Here is a 17,554-nt window from a genome sequence, read left to right as displayed (position 1 = left end):
ATGAAGAAACTGCTCATCGCCAACCGCGGTGAAATCGCCGTGCGGATCGCCCGCACGGCCCGCGAAATGGGCATCGAGACGCTCCTGGTGGTCAGCGAGCCCGACGCCGATTCGCTGGCCGCGCGCACAGCCGACAATTTTGTCGTGATCGGACCGGCCCCCGCCCCCGCCAGCTACCTGAACCAGGACGCCGTCATCGCCGCAGCGGTTGAGAACGGCTGCGACGCCGTCCATCCTGGCTACGGCTTCCTCTCCGAAAACGCCACATTTGCGCGGAAGGTCGCGGCGGCGGACCTCACCTGGGTGGGTCCCGACGCCGACGCGATCGAAATGATGGGCAACAAGTCCCTAGCCAGGGAATCCGCCCGCAAGGCAGGCGTGCCAATCCTCCGCGGCTCCGACGGGCCACTCGACCCCGACGCCGACGCCGTGGAAGAGGCCCGCGGCATCGGTTACCCGCTGGTGGTCAAGGCCTCAGCCGGGGGCGGGGGCCGTGGCATCCGGTTTGTGCACAACGAGGGCGAACTGCTGGAAACCATCGAGATGGCGCGCGGCGAAGCGGCGTCCGTATTCGGGGATCCGACCGTCTACCTGGAGCATTTTGTGCAGCACGCCCGGCACGTGGAGGTACAGATCCTTGGGGATGGAACCAACTTCATCCACCTCGGCGACCGCGACTGCTCCATGCAGCGACGCTCCCAGAAAGTCATCGAGGAAGCCCCGGCCCCTGACCTTCCCGACACCGTCCGCCGGACCATCCGGGAATCTTCGGTGGAGCTTGCCCGGGAATGCGGCTACAACGGCGCCGGCACGGTCGAGTTCCTCTACGATCCGGTTAGCCAGGAGGCGGCGTTTATCGAAATGAACACCCGGATCCAGGTGGAGCATCCCATCACAGAGGAAATCACCGGCGTCGACCTGGTCCGTGAACAGCTGCTCATCGCCTCCACCGGCGCCATGTCGGTCCGGCAGGAGGACATAAAATTCAGCGGCCACGCCATCGAGTGCCGCATCAACGCCGAGGACCCGCACAACAACTTCTTCCCCAGCCCGGGCCTGATCACGGCCCTGGAATGGCCTGAAGGCGACGGGATCCGCATCGATGCCGGAGTGGAGGCAGGGTCCATGGTCAGCCCCTACTACGATTCCATGCTCGCGAAGCTCATTGTCCACAAGGACACCCGCGAAGCCGCCATCGAAGGGGCGCTGGAGGCCCTGTCCGGGACCCGGATCGAAGGGGTCAAAACAACCATTCCGGTGCTCAAGAAGCTCCTGGACCGGCTCGAATTCGCCGCCGTCAAGCACCACTCAAAGTTCATAGAAACCGTCGACAATCTGATGGAGGCACCATGAGTAGCCCCGCATCCGCCGAACGGGAGGCCCGCTACACCTGGGGCGGAGACGAGTTCCTGTTCGTCGAGGTCTCCGAGTCCATGAGCCTGGCCGCAAATTTCAGGGTCATGTCGATCGCCGAGAAGCTTGCAGAGCTGGAATTGCCCGGCATCGTGGACATCTGCCCTGCCAACGCCTCGCTGCTGGTGAGGTTCGACCCCGACGTCCTGCCGCCGTCGAGCCTTGAAGAGACCGTCCGGACCATCGAAGGGGACCTGGCGCACCACCAGCAGCAGGCCCTCGAAACCCGGATCATCGAAGTGCCCGTCTGGTACGACGATCCCTTCACGGCCGAAGTAGCCGAGCGCTTCCGCGAAGGATTCCACCAGGAGCCGGGCGGCAGCGACATTGACTACGCTGCCAAAGTCAACAACCTCAAGGATGCCGCGGAGTTCATAAAGCGGCATCACGAGCAACCGTGGCTTGTGTCCATGGTTGGATTTGTCGCCGGCCTGCCGTTCCTCTTCCAACTGGTCGAGCGCGAAAAACAGCTGGAAGTCCCCAAATACCTCAGCCCCCGCACGGACACCCCCGCCTTGACGGTGGGCCACGGCGGCTGCTTCGGCTGCATCTACTCGGTGAGGGGCGCAGGCGGGTATCAGATGTTCGGAATCGCAGCAGCGCCAATCTTCGATCCGGCGCAGGCCCTCTCCGATTTCAAGGACTTCATGGTGTTCTTCCGGCCGGGCGACATCGTAAAGTTCAGACCCGTGACCGAGGCCGAATACCGCAGCATCCAGGACGAGATCGCCGCGGGGACGTTCCGCTACCGTCAAGCGCCCGTGACCTTTGACCTGGCCAAGGCGCTGGCGAATCCCGAAGGCTACAACCAGGAACTCATGGAGGCCCTCAGTGGCATTTGATATCAAGAGCCCCGGGCTTGCCACCACGGTCCAGGACCAGGGACGCACCGGCCACTACAACGTCGGCATCCCGCAGAGCGGTTCCCTGGACCAATACTCTGCCGAACTGGGCAATGCACTGGTGGGCAACACCGCCAAGGAAGCGGTCCTTGAATGCACGTACCTGGGCCCGGCGCTGACCACCGACCAGGACGTCGTTCTGGCCGTCACCGGGGCACCGGTTGAGGTCAGGGTCAACGGCGAAGCGCGACCCCAGTGGACCCGGCTGCGGCTTAAGGCCGGCGACGAACTGAGCTTCGGCGTCATCCAGGGCGGCACAAGATACTACATCGCAGTCCAGGGCGGCATCGATGTGCCAGAGGTGCTCGGCAGCCGGTCCACCTACAGCCTGGGCGCCATTGGCGGATTCCACGGCCGCAAGTTAGAGGCTGGCGACCACGTCCCTGTCGGCAGCCCGCTCAACAGCGGCGCGGTTCCCGAGGCCGATACTGTTCCGGAAGAGTTCCACCCCGTCTTCGGCAAGGAGCAGGTCGTCCGGATTGTGCTGGGGCTTTATGACCACCGACTCACCGACGAGGGACTGGACAACCTTCTGAACGGCGAGTGGAAGGTGACTCCGGTCGCAGACAGGATGGGACTGCGATACTCCGGTCCCGGCGTCAAGTGGAAGGAACGGGAGCAGCCTTTCGGGGCGGGTTCGGACCCGTCCAACATCGTGGATGCCGGCTACGCCGTCGGGTCGATCCAAATTCCCGGTGGCACCCAGCCGATCATCCTGCACCGCGATGCCGTCTCCGGCGGCGGTTACGCCATGGTGGGAACCGTCATCAGCGCGGACATGGATCTGGTGGCCCGGGCCGCGCCCGGCACGTCCACCAGGTTTGTTGCGGTGAGCATGGACGAAGCCATCGCAGCCCGCAAGGAACTCGGTGAACGAAAGACCAACGCGAGGGCTGCCATCGGAGTCCGGGCTGTTTAACTGTCGAGTGACGGATCCGGACTTACCTAGGGATCCGTCCGGTTATCGGAGGCTTTCCGCCAGTTTCAACACAAGACTAGGCTCCGATGGCCGCCCGGGCACCCCTTCGCCCGCCGTAGGCGAGATTTTCGTGACAGCCCAGACCCTGGATTTCATGAGGTTCCTTCCTCAGCCGTCATCGTTCGCCTGACGCCTCCACCCAGAGCCCGCGGACCTGACCCGGCCCGCGCCTGAAATTTAACCCCCGCGTCTGTCGTTTGCACTACGGGGAGAACGCTCAACGGCGGCTCCCCTCTTTCTTTACCCGAAACACCTAAAGGAGATATTCATGCCGGATTTCGCACCCCTCTGGTCCCCCGTTCAGATCGGCCCAACCCGGCTGACCAACCGTGTTGCTCTGGCTCCCATGACGCGCATCAGTGCCACCGAGGACGGGCATGCGACAGAGAAAATGGCCGCCTACTACGAGGCCTATGCCCGCGGCGGCTTCGGGCTCTTGATCACCGAAGGTATCTACCCCGACACAGCGTACAGCCAGGGCTACCTATTCCAGCCGGGCATCGCGACCAAGGAACAAGAACGCTCCTGGACAAAGGTCGTCGAGGTAGTCCACTCCGCCGGTGCCCGGATATTCGCCCAACTCATGCACGCAGGAGCCCAGACCCAGGGAAACCGGTTCGTCGACTCCACCATCGGCCCCTCCCCCATCGCCCCCAAGGGTGAACAGCTGGCCTTCTACCGCGGAGAAGGCCCTTACCCCGTTCCCGCGCAGATCACCGCCGCCCAGATGGACGAGGTCCGGGACGGATTCGTCACAGCCGCGCTGCACGCCAAGGCAGCCGGATTCGACGGCATAGAAATCCACGGTGCCAACGGGTATCTGCTTGACCAGTTCCTTACCGACTACCTCAACAAAAGGACCGACAACTACGGCGGCTCACCCGAGAACAGAGTGCGGTTCGCCGCCGAAATTTGCCGCGCCGTACGTGAAGCCGTGGGTCCAGAAATGACCGTGGGGATCCGTATCTCCCAGGCCAAGGTCAGTGACAATGACCACCGGTGGAGCGGAGGCGCCGAAGAAGCCCAGACCATCTTTAAAACCCTCGGCGCCACGGGGATTGATTTCATCCACACCACCGAATACCGGGCCGCTGCCCCGGCATTCGAAGGCGGCACAGAGTCCCTCGCCGCCCTGGCCAAGAAGCACTCCGGAACAACCGTCATCGCCAACGGTAACCTCGACGACCCAGAAACGGCCGCGTCCCTGCTCCGTGAGGGGGACGCCGATGTCGTCGCCCTGGGCAAAGCAGCCCTCGCGAACCGAAACTGGCCGCACAGAGCACGGAATAACCTGGCCTTCGACGAACTCGACACCAGGCTCTTCGCTCCGGTAGCGGACGTCAAAGACTGGGAACTGGAACTTCCCGCATAATGAAAATCTCGCAACGAGCGGGCCAGGCGCAGATGAACTACTTCCCGAAAGTTGGACTGGCCGAGTAAGATCCTAGGTCGCGAGGGCCTGGGCTCGGTATTGTACCGGGCTCAGGCCCTTGAGCTTTGTGGAGACAAGTTCGTTGTTGTACCAGCGGAATTACTCGTTGGGAAACTTCTGCGGCAGCGGCAGCGGCTGCCTGGCCGCGCGCCGCCGCTTCCTGCATTCGCAGGTTTACCGGGAGGGGATTGTGTCGAAATAATGGCACGGCGTCCTTGCCAAATGGACGGGCTGGACCCTATATCTCCATTGAATGTCACTGTCCTGGGAGGTCGCGCACTGGAAGCCTGCACTGTGGTTTCTAATGATTCGTTCGGCCTTGGTGCTACGCGTGCGGACTGCGGCGTCGGCCAGAACCGAACCCCTCGTAGCAGGAGTCGGACATGCCGTTCAGAGGCGGCGCAGAGTCGCCGTGGAGGCGGGTATAGTCCGAGACCCGGTCAAAACAAACACTTTCGACGCGGCGAGGCACCCGGCAAGGATCTTCGGTAGGTTGGGCTCCGCCCGCTTTCCCGCACCGGTTCCGCGGCCTTTGACCCCTATATGAGCTTCGAGCTGAGTGGATGGCGGGCCGGGGGTGCTGGGAGCTCGCCGCACTCGGGCGCTGGCCGCCATCCTTCGGGCGCCGATCAGACGTGCAGAATGTATTGCTTTAGATCATTCATAGTTTGCGTCATGTGGCTGTCCATCGCCTGTCGTGCCCGTTCGGGATCTCCGGATTCGAAGGCCTCTACGATGCGGCCATGTTCCTCGATCGCGTTGGCTTGAATCTGCACCACTTTTGACGTCTCTGCGCGCCGGGCGGCAAGCACAACGGACAGGGGCTTGAAGAGAACCGCTAGAAAGACATTTCCGGAGGCATGATGGATTACATCGTGGAACGCGAGATCCGCTTCAACGAAGTGGGCGACGTCGTTGGCTTGGTGGGCTGAACGCATCGCAGCAAGGTGCCTGCGGATACTCTCGAGATCCTCAGCTGACATGCGTTCAGCGGCGAGCTTCGCCGCTCCCGTTTCGAGCATCCGCCGCAGTTCGATCAACTGGATAGAGGCTAAAGCATCATTTCCGCCCTCGGAAACTGCGCGCAAAACAGCCTCCATTGTCGTCCAGCGGTTTAGCGGATTCACAAACGTTCCGCGGCCACGCTCAATGCGCACCACACCTTGCGCTTCCAAAGTCTTGACCGCTTCGCGGATTGTCAACCGGCTGACTTCTTGTTGCGTCGTGAGCTCCAGCTCACCGGGGAGGGTTGATCCCGGGGGAAACTCGCCGGACAGAATGCGGTTTAACAGGTCATCGTAGACCATTCCGACCAGAGACTGACGTGCCACGGTGACCTTCCTGAGTGTTGTCTGTTCATCATACGGCGGAGTACCCTCTTCCGGGCCTATATATACGATGTCAGACGTATGATCTAGAATACTAGCGACCGTGATGAAGCAGGGCGATCGAAGTAGTTACTCTAGGAGGCAAGCCATGGCACCGACAAACAACGCTGGCGTTTCGACTATCGCAGTGCTGGGGCTTGGCGCTATGGGCTTGCCAATGGCGACTCGCCTAGCCGGTCAACTAACGGTTCGCGGCTTCGATATTAATGAAGGCCGCCGGAGGCTGGGCAACAACGCCGGCATAGAAACTTTTGATTCCGCTCGCGAAGCAGCGGCCGGAGCGAGCGTGGTTCTGGTCGCCGTGCGTAACGGCGACCAACTCAACAAAGTACTGTTTGGCCCGAACGGGGTTGCCGAGATCCTTACCCCTGACTCCGTCGTGATCCTGACCAGCACCGTCGGCACAGACTCAGTCCCCGCCGCAGTGGACGGACTGGCCAAGTACGGCGTCGCATTGGTGGATGCCCCGCTGTCCGGCGGCCCCCTGCGCGCCGGTGCAGGAGATCTGCTGATCGTTGTAGGCGCAGAGCCCAAGGCGTTGCAGCGTGCCCGCCCTGTTCTGGAACTGCTCGGGTCCACTATCACCGTCGTCGGAGATAGGCCCGGGGACGGCCAGGCCCTGAAGACCGTAAACCAGCTGCTCTGCGGGGTGCACATTGCAGCGGCGGCCGAGGCTCTGGCGCTGGCAGATGCCCTCGGCCTTGATCTGGACAAGACGCTCGAGGCACTTCAAGCGGGGGCGGCAGGGTCGTTCATGTTGTCCAACCGGGGTCCGCGGATGATTCAGGCCTATGACGATGACGGCGCCGAAGTATTGAGCCGTCTGGATATTTTTGTTAAGGACATGGGAATTGTGGGCCAGGCGACACGTACCGCGGGGCTGCCGTCACCAGTGGCCGCTGCGGCCGAGCAGCTCTACCTGCTGGGTCAGGCACAGGGCCTGGGCGCCGCGGATGATTCCGCAGTCATCAGGGTCGTCGCACCTGCCAGGCATTCCTGACCAACAAGAGGAAGAAACCATGCGCACTCAACTCGACGTTCTAGTCACTTCTTCACTGGCCTGCGGAGCAGCCGTGCCGGCATTCACCTGCTATGACTTCACCACGGCGCTGGCCATCGTGGAGGCCGCTGAAGCTGCCGACGCGGGGGTCATCTTGCTTGTTGCTCCAAAAACCGCCGCTTCGACATCCGGGCTTCGGCTGATCCGAGCCCTGCGTGGGCTCGCCGACTCTGCCGCGGTTCCTGTTTGCGTCCAGCTCGACCATGCAAGCAACCTCGAAGCCATCAGGGCTGCGGTGGCGGCTGGCGCGGACGCGGTCTTGGTGGACGGGTCGGCCATGGACTATGAAGCGAACATCCAGCTGGTCCGGTCCGCACGGGATGCTATCGGCGACTCAAGCATCGTGCTGGAGGCTGAGCTTGGCGGGTTGGCCGGGGACGAGGACCGAGCTTTCGCCATGAAGGCCGCCGGACTAACCGATCCCGGCAAGGTGGCTGACTTTGTGACCCGCAGTGGTGCCCAGTTGCTCGCCGTTGCCGTCGGTAACGTGCACGGAAAATATGTGGGCGCGCCCGAGATCCGCTGGGATCTCCTTCAGGACATCGCCACCAGATCCAACATTCCTTTAGTACTCCATGGAGCGTCCGGGGTGCCTGCAGAAGATCTGGCCGCTACTCCCGAAATGGGGGTGGGGAAGGTGAACTTTAATACAGAGCTGCGCACCGGCGTTTTATCTGTTCTGGAAAGGCAAATCTTGTCCCACCGCAGCGACGGGGAGAACCTGCTGGGACTATTGGGAGTATGGCAGGCAACCGTGAGGGGCTTCACTGGGGCGTCTCTGGATACGCTGTCGGGACGCGCGGCCATAAGGTAGTCATCGCTCAGTTTCAGCGACGACTACCCGATGGGGGGAACGCATCGGGCAGGAGGCTACGATCGTAGGCGCGTCAGTGTCCAAAATGTGGAGCGCCAGACATGCCTTAGCCCGTTTACCCCGCCCGTAATACCCCGGCGCGAAAAGTCCTTAGATCTGAGGAAAATCGAATGTAGCGGGATCCCCGCTGGTGCGCAGACCAGACTCGAGCCCCGAGATCAAACCAACCTCCTGCTCACTCAAGGAGAAATCGAAGACGTCGATGTTTTCCTGTATGCGTTCAGCAGCGACCGACTTGGGAATCACTATGTGTCCAAGTTGCAGATGCCACCGCAAGATGATCTGGGCTGGCGTGACTCCATGCGTTTCGGCGAGTCTCCGTACGACGGCACTGTTCAGGTCCTCACCTTGGCCGAGAGGGCTGTAGGCCTCAACGGCAACCCCGCGGGCGGCCGAGTAGCGGGTCAGCTCCGCTTGCTGGAAGCTCGGGTGGAGCTCGATCTGGTTTACGGCCGGGACGATTTCGCCCTCGGCCAGGATGCGGTCAAGGTGCGGTTCCAGGAAGTTGGACACGCCAATAGCCCGAACGGTACCCTCCGCGTAGAGCTTCTCGAGTGCCTTCCAGCTGTCGACGAAACGGTTGTGACGCGGGTAGGGCCAGTGGATTAAGTACAGGTCTATGACGTCGACTCCCAACTCCCTACGACTGTTCTCGAAAGCAGCCAGGGCGCTTTCATAGCCCTGATCGGCGTTGCGTAGTTTAGTCGTGATGAAGATTTCGTCTCGGGGGATTCCGCTGTTCCGGACTGCCTGGCCGACGCCCGCTTCGTTGGCGTAGGCCGCTGCGGTGTCGATATGGCGGTACCCGGCATCCAGTGCCAGTTCAGTGGCACCTCGAACTTCGTCCGGTTCGATCTGGTAGACACCGAAGCCGAGCTGCGGGACCTTTACGGCGTTGTTGAGGACAATTGATGGAACAGTTGACACTGGTTCTCTTTTCGGTTGGGTTGGTGCTCTTCGTCAGGACCGTGTGGGCTGACGGCGCTGGTACTTCCACTTGTTAACCCTGCGTCGAATTTGCCCGAGGCCAGGAGCGTCCGGGCTCCCTGAGGGAACGGGTCTACCGGTTGTAGCTTGACATGGGGCCGCGCAGCATCTTTCCGACGTCATCGCAGGCGGCCACTATGTCGGCAGGCAGCGGGCCCTCTTGCGCAACTCTGATGTTGAATTGCAGTTGCTCGACGCGAGAAGCGCCCAGCAGAATGGCGCCGACAGCCCGCTGGCTTATCAGCCAACGCAACGAGAGTTCGACGAGCGTGATGCCGTAACTTTTGGAGATTTCCTTAAGCAAATCGATTGCGGCGAAAAGCCGTTGGTCCCAATACCGCTTCTTGTACATGTCGGCCAGTTTTGAACTTCCGAACCGTCCTTCAGCGGGCATCTCCGTGAAATTGTGCTTTCCCGTGAGCAAACCGCCGCCCAGGGGGTTGTAGACCATGGTCAGCAGGCCGGTTGTCGCAGCGAACTCGACGTACTCTTCTTCGATTCGTCTGGCCACCAGGTTGAAGAGCTGCTGAGCCACAACGGGCCGCGGCGTGCCGATAGCGTCCGCGACATGGTTCAGTTCGCTGATCTGCCATGCTGCGAAGTTTGAGACACCCAGGGCACCGATGGTGCCCTGGTCCACCAACTCCGCAATGGCACCCATTGTCTCCTCCATGGGCGTTGCACGGTCCGGCTGGTGCAGATAGAACAGGTCAATGCGGTCCACACCCATCCGGCGAAGACTGCCATGCACAGACCGGGACAGGCCGGCAGCCGAGAGCGGCGGATAGCCGCCCGCATCAGGATGCGGGATGCCTGCCTTGGACGCGAGCAGAAAGGAATTCCGGCGCTTCGGCAGGAGGGACGCAAGTATTTCTTCGCTCGCTCCGCCTGCATAGCCGTTGGCCGTGTCAATGACGGTCACCCCCGCATCCAACGCAGCATCCACGATCGAAGCAGCCGCGTTCGCGTCGACGGTGTCTCCGAAAGCCATGGTGCCGAGAACCATTTGCGAGATGGGTAGACCAAGGCCTTGAACACGCGTTCCGTGCATTGCGACTCTTCCTTTGGCGGTGCGTTCACTTATGGGACTATAAGCCTGTCAGTATTGCGTGAACCGCGCAATACCATTTCGCGTGTTTCGCGCAGGAGTAGGTCCTGTCGTTATGCTGCCTTCGGGTGTCGTCGTGGAAAGAATCGTTCCGGGCGGCGTGTCAGCCGATGACTACACGGTTTCCGAAAACTGATACGAGAAGTGCGAAGAGGTCGGAATGAAGCGCATTATTGCTATCGCGGATGATCTTTCGGGGGCTGCCGAGACAGCAGCGGCCCTCACACGGCTCTCTGCGGAGATGCCGCAACCTGCGGGCGATGAAAGCTTCAATACAGCACATATCGTCCTGGTTCCGGAAGATCCTGAGGTCGCCGAGTTCGAGCACCCCGGGCCTTCGTGCGTGGTCTTTGATTCGGACAGCCGCAGTGCGGATGCCCACGAGGCGTCCGTGCGGCTGGAAACGCTCTTGCGGCGCATATATGAAGGCAGGCGACGTGATCCCCTCGTCTTTCTCAAAGTTGACTCCCTTCTACGCGGTCACATGTCCGCCGAGCTCGGAGTACTCCTCAAGCGAGGCCCGGTTATATTCGCTCCCGCACTCCCGGTGCTGGGCCGCAGCACGGTTGGCGGAGTCGTTCACAGCGCCGGCACTCCCCTTAGCGAGTCCTCGCTATGGTCTGCCGAAAGGAAAGCGGCACCGGGAACAATTGCGGACGCATTGGCACCGCTGGCCTCCGGGTTGGTCGGGTTGGAAACCGTCCGCGGCGACATAAGAGAACTGGACAGGGTTCTCAGTGAGCTAGCAAATAAGCACGCAATCGCAGTTTGCGATGCCGAAACCACGGAAGATCTCGACATTATCGCCGCGGCAGCCCTAAGGCGGAAGGGAATCCAGTTAGTCGGCGCTTCGGCCCTCGCGGCGGCACTCTACCGCGCCGTGGACTCAACACGGCCCCCTTCAGTACGGAAGATCGGTCAGAATCAGGGTCACCAGCCGGACTCTTCCCTAACCATCGGGGCCAGTTTGCGCCGGAAACCGGCACTGAAACCGGTACTCCTGGTTGTCGGTACAGCATCCACGCAGAGCCGAACTCAATTGCAGACCCTGGCCTCCTCCGGAGTTGCGCTGTTTACAGTGACCCCGGCTGAGCTTCTCACCGGCACCGCCGACTCCACCGCCCTGCGCACGGCGTTGCTGGCCGGGCCGGTCGCAGTGAGTATCAGCGCGACGGAGACCGCCAATGAGGCCTCCACGCTACTGACCGCAGCCCTCGCACGGTTCATCGCTCCGATTGCCGAACGGCTTCCCCTGGTGCTCACCGGTGGCGAAACAGCGCGTGCCGTCTTGAACGCCCTGTCCGTCCATTGGCTCGAACCAATCGCCGAAATCGAACACGGTGCGGTGCTGTCACGGACCGACCACGGCACGATGGTCGTGACTAGACCCGGCACATTCGGCGGCCCTGACAGCCTGCGCACCATTCTTGGCTACATTCACTCACATCTAGCATCCGAGACGGCAAGCCCGCGCATGCCAGGAAAGGCACACGCATGAATACCCTTGAGCCAAAAGACGTTCCCTTCATTGCCGTCACAATGGGCGACGGCGCAGGCGTCGGACCTGAAGTCGTGGTCGCTGCGCTCCTGGACCCGCATGTGAATGCGGAATGCCGGCCCGTCGTCATTGGCGATGCCCTCCGGCTGCGGCAAGCCGCTGGTCTCCTTGGCGTCAAGGCCACAATCGTGCGGGTCGACAGCGTCAGCGATGCTTTATTCGCTCCGGGTCGCATCAACGTCATTGACCTCGCATTGCTTCCGGAAGATCTTCCCTGGGGACAGCTTTCCGCACCCGCCGGGAACGCGGCATACGAATACATCAGAGTCGCTGCAGAGTTGGCCATGTCCGGCGACGTCCAGGCGATCTGCACCGCTCCCTTGAATAAAGAGGCACTACACGCGGCCGGCCACATCTACCCGGGCCACACAGAGCTCCTGGCCAGCCTCACCGGCACAGACGAGGTATCCATGATGCTGTCGACCAGCAAGATCAAGGTCATCCACGTGACCACACACATTGGTTTGGTAGACGCAGTAAAGAAGATCAACCCCGGGTTGGTGGAACGCACGATTCGACGGGGGCATCAGGCACTCGTGCGGGCAGGCATCCCTGACCCGAAAATCGGTGTCTGTGCCATCAACCCGCACGCCGGCGAGGGCGGACTATTCGGTCAGGGGGAAGAAGCGGAAAAGATCGAACCAGGTGTCCGTGCGGCGCGCGAATCCGGCATCGATGTCTACGGTCCGCTGCCGGCAGACACACTTTTCTTCTTGGCAGGTCGCGGCGATTATGAGCTTGTAGTAGCGATGTACCATGACCAGGGTCATGGCCCTGTCAAGGTTCTGGGTATCGAAGCCGGCGTGAACATTACCGTGGGGATGCCCGTCATCCGGACATCGGTTGATCACGGTACCGCCTTCGACATCGCTGGCAAGGGCATCGCGGACCCGCAGAGCATGGTCGAAGCGTTGCATCAGGCTGCCGAAATGGCTACCCGTCCGCCGGCCGATGGATAGAGACTCCCGAAAGCCATACCGGAAAGGAAAGATAGCATGCGATCCTCGGACATTCGCCGGGAGGAAATCGTCAGCTTGGCCACCAGGGCGGGCACCGCCAACGTTGAGGATCTGTCCAGCCACTTCCGTGTCACTCCTTCAACAATTCGCCGGGATCTCGCCGCGCTGGACGCACAGGGCAGGCTGGCGCGAACCTTCGGTGGCGCGCTCGGCCTGATCGCGCATCCCGAATCTTCATTACGACAGCGCATGGGCGTGGCATACGAAGAAAAGCAGGCCATCGCACGATGGGCCGCGGCTCAAGTGAAGCCCGGCGAAAGTCTGCTGCTGGATGCCGGCTCCACCGTTGCCGCCGTCGCGCGTGAGCTACGTTCCGCCAAAGACCTTCGCGTGGCATCCGTCGGGCTGACTGTGCTCGAGGAACTCTCCGACGCCGAAGGTATCCAACTTGACTGTTTGGGGGGGCGAGTTCGCCGGCTGAGCAAGAGTCTCCTCGGCCCGCTGACAGAAGCCGCACTGGAACGAATGACCTTTGATCGCGCCTTTCTAAGTGCCGACGCCGTCATGGCAGGCAGAGGCATCTGCGAAGCAGACCTCGAACAAACCAGGCTGAAAGAACTGATGGCTCAGAGAGCAGAGAAAGTCTATGTGCTTGCGCATGCAACCAAGCTGGGGAAGAGCCCATTCCATGCGTGGGCTCACCTCCCGTTGCCGTGGATTCTCGTAACGGACGATTCCGCGACTGAGGAAGACATCGAACCCTTCACTGCCGACGGGATCGAAGTCATTGTCGTGGACCGCGCTGAACCCTGACTCCAGCGCCAGCCAGTCTGCTTGGCCGATACGTCCATTAGGGCCGCGGACGGTTTGCTTGACAGCTTGACCTGCCCGAAGAAGTGGTCAGCTCTTGAAGACTGAGTCTCAGGCCGCTTGATCCGGATCCTGACTGACGAAGTCAGCGGTTGTAGAGGGTCTCGATGTAGTCGAAGATCGTGTCGCAAGGTCGGCCCGGGTCACCCGGCGTACCTGGTCCAGCAGTTCGACTTGCGTCACCGACGCCTCACCCCTCCGGGCCACATCAATAGCACCCTGGCGGAACTCAGCCCCATACGCCGCGCGCATCGTCAATATCCTTCCACGAGCCGACGCCCGCCGTGTCAGGCAGTCCACAACCGGCGGCAGTCTGGAACCAGCTCAACGACAGTCCGCCCGAACGAGTCAGTCACTTATCAGCAGCAGACCTTGGCCGCCCTCATAGACAGCCGGCAGAAATTTCTGTGATCGCCGTGTCGATCCTCGAGTGTGCGGCTCGTCGTCGCGCAGAAGCCGGGCACACCTGCGGCTTTTAGCCGCCGCCTTCAGCTCACGGTTCCATTCCAGGGCTGGGTGGGCCTGAGACTCTGGTGAACCTTGCTTACAAATTGGGCCGAAGGGTATTGACATGCCTGGACCGCTCCGCAAAGATAACTCATAAGTCATCAGACATCCGGCGTCTTACCAAAAGGAGATGATTCTCGTGTCAAAGAAGATCGCGATTCTGCATACAAGCTTCGTATTTGTTTCGGTCGAGCCTGTAATCAACGACCTCATTGCCGAGCTCATACCCGAAGCTGAAGTTATCCATTTTGTGGACTCCGACGTTTTGGCGACAGTCGTGCGCGAGCAGGGGATATCGTCCGCAAGCGAGGCACGAATGACGCATCTTGCGCAGGCAGCAGAAGCAGCCGGCGCCGACATCATTTTTTCTGCGTGCTCATCGCTGGGACCGGCTCTGGACGTCGCGGCGCACAGCGTTCATACACCGGTGGTGAAGATTGACGATGCGATGGCGATGCGAGCCGCCCGCGAAGGAACACGCATTGGCGTCCTGGCCACGGTGCCCACCACCCTCGGTCCAACGTCAGATCTTATCCAAACAAAAGCAGACGAAATCGGGCGTCGCGTCACGCTTCAGCAGCGGCTGTGCGAAGGCGCTTTCGAGGTCCTCATGTCGGGAGACCGTGAAAGGCACGACGCGATGGTCACTGCACAGGCTGCCGACCTTGCGAAAAACGTCGACATGATCGTCCTGGCGCAGGCCTCAATGTCCCGTCTGGCCGGCGTTCTCCAGGCGAACACCAAGTTGCCGGTTCTGTCGAGCCCCCGCATTGGCGTGGAACACCTGGCTCGACGTACCGCAGAACTCCCTGCGTCGAAGGGCCGGATCTGACCGTGGAAACTCGGAATTCAGATGAGTTGCTTTCCTCTGGACCGGCAGTCCTGCGCGTCCCGGACTCCAGACTGCGGATTCGGGAAGCAAACGCTGCCGGCAAGATCTGGGTGATCGTGCTCGACGACGACCCTACCGGAAGCCAGTCTGTCCAGGGAGTCCCGGTGCTTACAAGATGGGACGACGAAGATCTGAACTGGGCATTTGACCAGCCGGGCAACGGTTTCTTCGTCCTCACCAACACCAGAGGACTCAACGAAGAGGAAGCGCGGTCCACGGTCACAGATGTCGCAGAGGCCATCGGACGTGTCAGCAGCAAATTGGGTGCACGCTACACACTAATCACTCGCAGTGACTCCACTCTGCGCGGTTATTACCCTCTCGAAACCGACCTGCTCAGCGACATGTCCCGTTCTTCAGGCGAACCTTATGACGCGCTGCTCCTTGCCCCCGCATACATCGCAGCGGGGAGGGTGACGGAAGGCGACGTACACTACGTCGGCAGTGGAAACTCATTTGCGCCGGTTGGTCAGACAAACTACGCAAAGGACGCCACGTTCGGGTTCACCAACTCAAATCTCCGACACTACGTCGAGGAAAAGACACACGGTGGCGTATCCGCCAACGATGTCGTGAGCCTCAGCCTTGAAGATATCCGGATAGGCGGTGTGGAGCGGGTACGTGATGTCCTCCTGTCCTGCAGGAACGCCACCCCCGTTGTTGTGAACGCGCTTGATGAGGCCGACCTGGACGTGGTCGTTCTGGGCCTGATCCTAGCGGAAGAGGCCGGCGCCCGGGTGCTTAGCCGCACTGGACCCTCCTTCGTGGCGGCGCGCCTGGGCATCACGGGGCGTGACCCGCTGTCCCATGATGAACTCTTCACTAAGGGCGAGCGCGCTGGCCACGGGTTGGTGGTTGTGGGTTCGCACGTTGAGCTGACTACCCGTCAAGTATCGCGGTTGAAGAACGAATTCCCGGACATTGCGGCCGTCGAATTGGATGTCCCGAAACTGCTCGATCCGGATCAGCGCGCGGGCGAAATGGCCCGATGCGGTGACGCGCTCGCAGCAGCCCTGAAGCGGACTGACGCACTGCTTGTCTCGAGCAGAGAGCAAATCGTCGGCGACACGGGCCATTCAAGCCTGTTGATTGCGCAGATTGTGTCTCACGCGCTGGTCACCCTTACCGCGCGGGCGGTCAATGAAGTAGCAACCAAGTGGGTGCTCGCCAAGGGAGGAATCACCTCAAGCGACGTCGCCACTGAAGGGCTCAAGATTCGGCGGGCCACAGTCGCTGGGCAAATGTTTCCTGGAATCGTCTCCGTTTGGGTTAACGAAGGCGGCGACAGTCAGGAACTCAAGGGGCTTCCCTATGTCGTTTTTGCCGGGAACGTTGGAGATGAAACGAGCCTCGCCGAGGCGGTCAGGATTCTGCGGGGATCGGCCGTACTGACTAGCAGAAAAGGAATGACCCTCGACCAGGGCATTCGTCGGACGCTCTGACGGGGCTTGGGAGTATGCATGCCAGAAGCATGAAGGTTTCAAGTCACGGCACAGTGCAATTCAGAAATCATACATAGATCAAGATCTTCACAGTTTTACCCAGAGTCGCTTTGCAATAATTACAAAGGAGTAGTAATGCGTAAGATCACAGCCGTAACCGCCATGCTGGCCTCAGCGGCGTTTGCCCTCACCGCTTGCAGCGGCGGCGCCTCCGGCGCCTCCGGGACCTCCGGGGCCTCCGGGGCCTCCGATTCACAGGGTGCGTTTGTCTTCCTGCCGAAGTCGCTCAACAATCCTTACTGGGTAGACGCCCGGAAGGGAATGGAAGACGCAGCCGCCAAGATGGGTGTAACGGCTAAGTTCCTGGGTCCGGACACGGATGACGCCGCCGCGCAGGTGGCCATCTTCGATTCCGTCCTCGCCACCCATCCGGCGGGTATCGCCATCTCGCCGAACGATCCCGCAAGCGTAGTAGACGACATCGCCAAGGCCAAGGCGGCGGGCATTCCCGTTATCGCATGGGACGGACCCGTTCCAAACAGCGACGTCCTGGGCTATATCGGTACGGACAACGTCGCGGCCGGCGTCCAGGCCGGAGAAGCCCTCGCCAAGAGCATCGGGAACAAGGGCAACGTCGCCGTTGTCATCGGCAGCCTGAGCGCGGTGAACCTCAATCAGCGTCTGGAGGGTGTCAAGAAGGCTCTCGCCAGCCACCCGGACATCAAGCTTGTCGCCACCGAGGTCTCCGGTGAATCCATTGCCACGGCACAAACGGCCTCTGAGACCATCCTTCAAGCCCATCCCGACCTCGCCGGACTCATCGGCATCGGCGGTTCGGACTTGCCCGGCATTGCCGGGGCACTGAAGTCCGGCAACAAATGCGGGACCGTCAAAGCAGTCGGCTTCGACGTTGTCCCGCAAGGCGTTGAAGGCATGACGGGAGGATGCGTAAACGCCCTCATCTCACAGAAGCCCTTCGGAATGACCGCGCAGGCCCTCCAGATCCTCTCGGATTTCCACAACAACAAGTCAAAGCTTGACAAGAACTTCGTCGTCGACACCGGCGTCGTGACAGTCACTCCGGACACGTTGGCCGAGTTCCAGAAGACCGCCCACTAGCTGTCCAAGGGTTGCGGGGTCCGCGTAGAAGCACGCTGGCCCCGCAACCCGCAACCGTTACGAA

15 protein-coding genes and 1 pseudogene are annotated in these 17,554 nt (G+C 61.3%); 12 read left to right on the top strand and 4 right to left on the bottom strand.

All coding sequences use genetic code 11. From position 1 onward, the window contains the following. The 4 genes from AC1DCZ_RS13945 to AC1DCZ_RS13930 all read left to right on the top strand — a co-directional run bounded on the left by AC1DCZ_RS13945 (window position 1) and on the right by AC1DCZ_RS13930 (window position 4,666). Entirely contained in the window at window positions 1-1,353 is a 1,353-nt protein-coding gene (locus tag AC1DCZ_RS13945; RefSeq protein ID WP_476975120.1) for an acetyl-CoA carboxylase biotin carboxylase subunit, read from the top strand. Further along, entirely contained in the window at window positions 1,350-2,255 is a 906-nt protein-coding gene (locus AC1DCZ_RS13940) for a 5-oxoprolinase subunit B family protein (protein WP_476975119.1), read from the top strand. Before AC1DCZ_RS13945 ends, AC1DCZ_RS13940 begins: the two co-directional genes overlap by 4 nt. Beyond that, window positions 2,245-3,234: a 5-oxoprolinase subunit C family protein gene (locus AC1DCZ_RS13935; protein WP_476975118.1), complete on the top strand. Its 990-nt coding sequence runs from the start codon at window positions 2,245-2,247 to the stop codon at window positions 3,232-3,234. Before AC1DCZ_RS13940 ends, AC1DCZ_RS13935 begins: the two co-directional genes overlap by 11 nt. 328 nt (window positions 3,235-3,562) lie before the next feature. Next, on the top strand, window positions 3,563-4,666 hold the full coding sequence (locus tag AC1DCZ_RS13930; protein ID WP_476975117.1) for an oxidoreductase: 1,104 nt from the start codon (window positions 3,563-3,565) through the stop codon (window positions 4,664-4,666). Between the two features lie 72 nt (window positions 4,667-4,738). On the opposite strand, the pseudogene AC1DCZ_RS13925 reads toward AC1DCZ_RS13930, so the two are convergent. Together AC1DCZ_RS13925 and AC1DCZ_RS13920 are read right to left on the bottom strand one after the other, a co-directional pair. Then, a pseudogene (locus AC1DCZ_RS13925) lies at window positions 4,739-4,819 on the bottom strand (IS3 family transposase); the annotation flags it as partial. Window positions 4,820-5,355: 536 nt separating this feature from the next. Then, window positions 5,356-6,057, bottom strand: a complete 702-nt coding sequence (locus tag AC1DCZ_RS13920) for a FadR/GntR family transcriptional regulator (protein WP_476975116.1) — start codon at window positions 6,055-6,057, stop codon at window positions 5,356-5,358. Between the two features lie 145 nt (window positions 6,058-6,202). Between AC1DCZ_RS13920 and AC1DCZ_RS13915 the strand changes: the two genes are divergently transcribed. Further along, the gene (locus tag AC1DCZ_RS13915) at window positions 6,203-7,114 is read left to right on the top strand and encodes an NAD(P)-dependent oxidoreductase (RefSeq protein ID WP_476975133.1); all 912 of its coding nucleotides are present in this window, start codon (window positions 6,203-6,205) and stop codon (window positions 7,112-7,114) included. Between the two features lie 19 nt (window positions 7,115-7,133). Beyond that, on the top strand, window positions 7,134-7,988 hold the full coding sequence (locus tag AC1DCZ_RS13910; RefSeq protein WP_476975115.1) for a class II fructose-bisphosphate aldolase: 855 nt from the start codon (window positions 7,134-7,136) through the stop codon (window positions 7,986-7,988). 150 nt (window positions 7,989-8,138) lie between these two features. On the opposite strand, the gene AC1DCZ_RS13905 is transcribed toward AC1DCZ_RS13910, so the two are convergent. Beyond that, window positions 8,139-8,975: an aldo/keto reductase gene (locus tag AC1DCZ_RS13905; protein WP_476975114.1), complete on the bottom strand. Its 837-nt coding sequence runs from the start codon at window positions 8,973-8,975 to the stop codon at window positions 8,139-8,141. Window positions 8,976-9,108: 133 nt separating this feature from the next. Continuing rightward, window positions 9,109-10,041, bottom strand: a complete 933-nt coding sequence (locus AC1DCZ_RS13900; protein WP_476975113.1) for an aldo/keto reductase — start codon at window positions 10,039-10,041, stop codon at window positions 9,109-9,111. Between the two features lie 262 nt (window positions 10,042-10,303). On the opposite strand from AC1DCZ_RS13900, the gene AC1DCZ_RS13895 reads away from it, so the two are divergent. The 6 genes from AC1DCZ_RS13895 (at window position 10,304) to AC1DCZ_RS13870 (ending at window position 17,490) form a co-directional block, all read left to right on the top strand. Further along, complete coding sequence (locus tag AC1DCZ_RS13895) at window positions 10,304-11,641, top strand: four-carbon acid sugar kinase family protein (RefSeq protein ID WP_476975112.1); 1,338 nt, start codon at window positions 10,304-10,306, stop codon at window positions 11,639-11,641. Next, a complete protein-coding gene (gene pdxA, locus AC1DCZ_RS13890; RefSeq protein ID WP_476975111.1) occupies window positions 11,638-12,660 on the top strand; it encodes a 4-hydroxythreonine-4-phosphate dehydrogenase PdxA in 1,023 nt (340 codons plus the stop codon). Before AC1DCZ_RS13895 ends, pdxA begins: the two co-directional genes overlap by 4 nt. Window positions 12,661-12,696: 36 nt before the next feature. After that, window positions 12,697-13,473 (top strand): DeoR/GlpR family DNA-binding transcription regulator, encoded by a 777-nt coding sequence (locus AC1DCZ_RS13885; protein WP_476975110.1) that lies wholly within the window; start codon window positions 12,697-12,699, stop codon window positions 13,471-13,473. Window positions 13,474-14,176: 703 nt separating this feature from the next. Beyond that, window positions 14,177-14,869: an aspartate/glutamate racemase family protein gene (locus tag AC1DCZ_RS13880; protein ID WP_476975109.1), complete on the top strand. Its 693-nt coding sequence runs from the start codon at window positions 14,177-14,179 to the stop codon at window positions 14,867-14,869. 2 nt (window positions 14,870-14,871) lie between these two features. Beyond that, complete coding sequence (locus AC1DCZ_RS13875) at window positions 14,872-16,371, top strand: four-carbon acid sugar kinase family protein (RefSeq protein ID WP_476975108.1); 1,500 nt, start codon at window positions 14,872-14,874, stop codon at window positions 16,369-16,371. A gap of 135 nt (window positions 16,372-16,506) precedes the next feature. Then, window positions 16,507-17,490, top strand: coding sequence for a sugar-binding protein (locus AC1DCZ_RS13870; RefSeq protein WP_476975107.1), 984 nt, complete (start codon window positions 16,507-16,509; stop codon window positions 17,488-17,490). The last annotated feature ends 64 nt before the right edge of the window (window positions 17,491-17,554 follow it).

Source organism: Arthrobacter sp. 10N418, from assembly GCF_056394725.1.
This window is presented reverse-complemented; position numbering and strand designations above follow the sequence as displayed.

What these genes read in the sequence shown, in the direction of transcription:
- AC1DCZ_RS13945 (WP_476975120.1), top strand. Translation starts at nt 1, where the DNA reads ATGAAGAAACTGCTCATCGCCAACCGCGGTGAAATCGCCGTGCGGATC.
- AC1DCZ_RS13940 (WP_476975119.1), top strand. Translation starts at nt 1,350, where the DNA reads ATGAGTAGCCCCGCATCCGCCGAACGGGAGGCCCGCTACACCTGGGGC.
- AC1DCZ_RS13930 (WP_476975117.1), top strand. Translation starts at nt 3,563, where the DNA reads ATGCCGGATTTCGCACCCCTCTGGTCCCCCGTTCAGATCGGCCCAACC.
- AC1DCZ_RS13915 (WP_476975133.1), top strand. Translation starts at nt 6,203, where the DNA reads ATGGCACCGACAAACAACGCTGGCGTTTCGACTATCGCAGTGCTGGGG.
- AC1DCZ_RS13910 (WP_476975115.1), top strand. Translation starts at nt 7,134, where the DNA reads ATGCGCACTCAACTCGACGTTCTAGTCACTTCTTCACTGGCCTGCGGA.
- AC1DCZ_RS13900 (WP_476975113.1), bottom strand. Translation starts at nt 10,041, where the DNA reads ATGGTTCTCGGCACCATGGCTTTCGGAGACACCGTCGACGCGAACGCG.
- AC1DCZ_RS13895 (WP_476975112.1), top strand. Translation starts at nt 10,304, where the DNA reads ATGAAGCGCATTATTGCTATCGCGGATGATCTTTCGGGGGCTGCCGAG.
- pdxA (WP_476975111.1), top strand. Translation starts at nt 11,638, where the DNA reads ATGAATACCCTTGAGCCAAAAGACGTTCCCTTCATTGCCGTCACAATG.
- AC1DCZ_RS13885 (WP_476975110.1), top strand. Translation starts at nt 12,697, where the DNA reads ATGCGATCCTCGGACATTCGCCGGGAGGAAATCGTCAGCTTGGCCACC.
- AC1DCZ_RS13870 (WP_476975107.1), top strand. Translation starts at nt 16,507, where the DNA reads ATGCGTAAGATCACAGCCGTAACCGCCATGCTGGCCTCAGCGGCGTTT.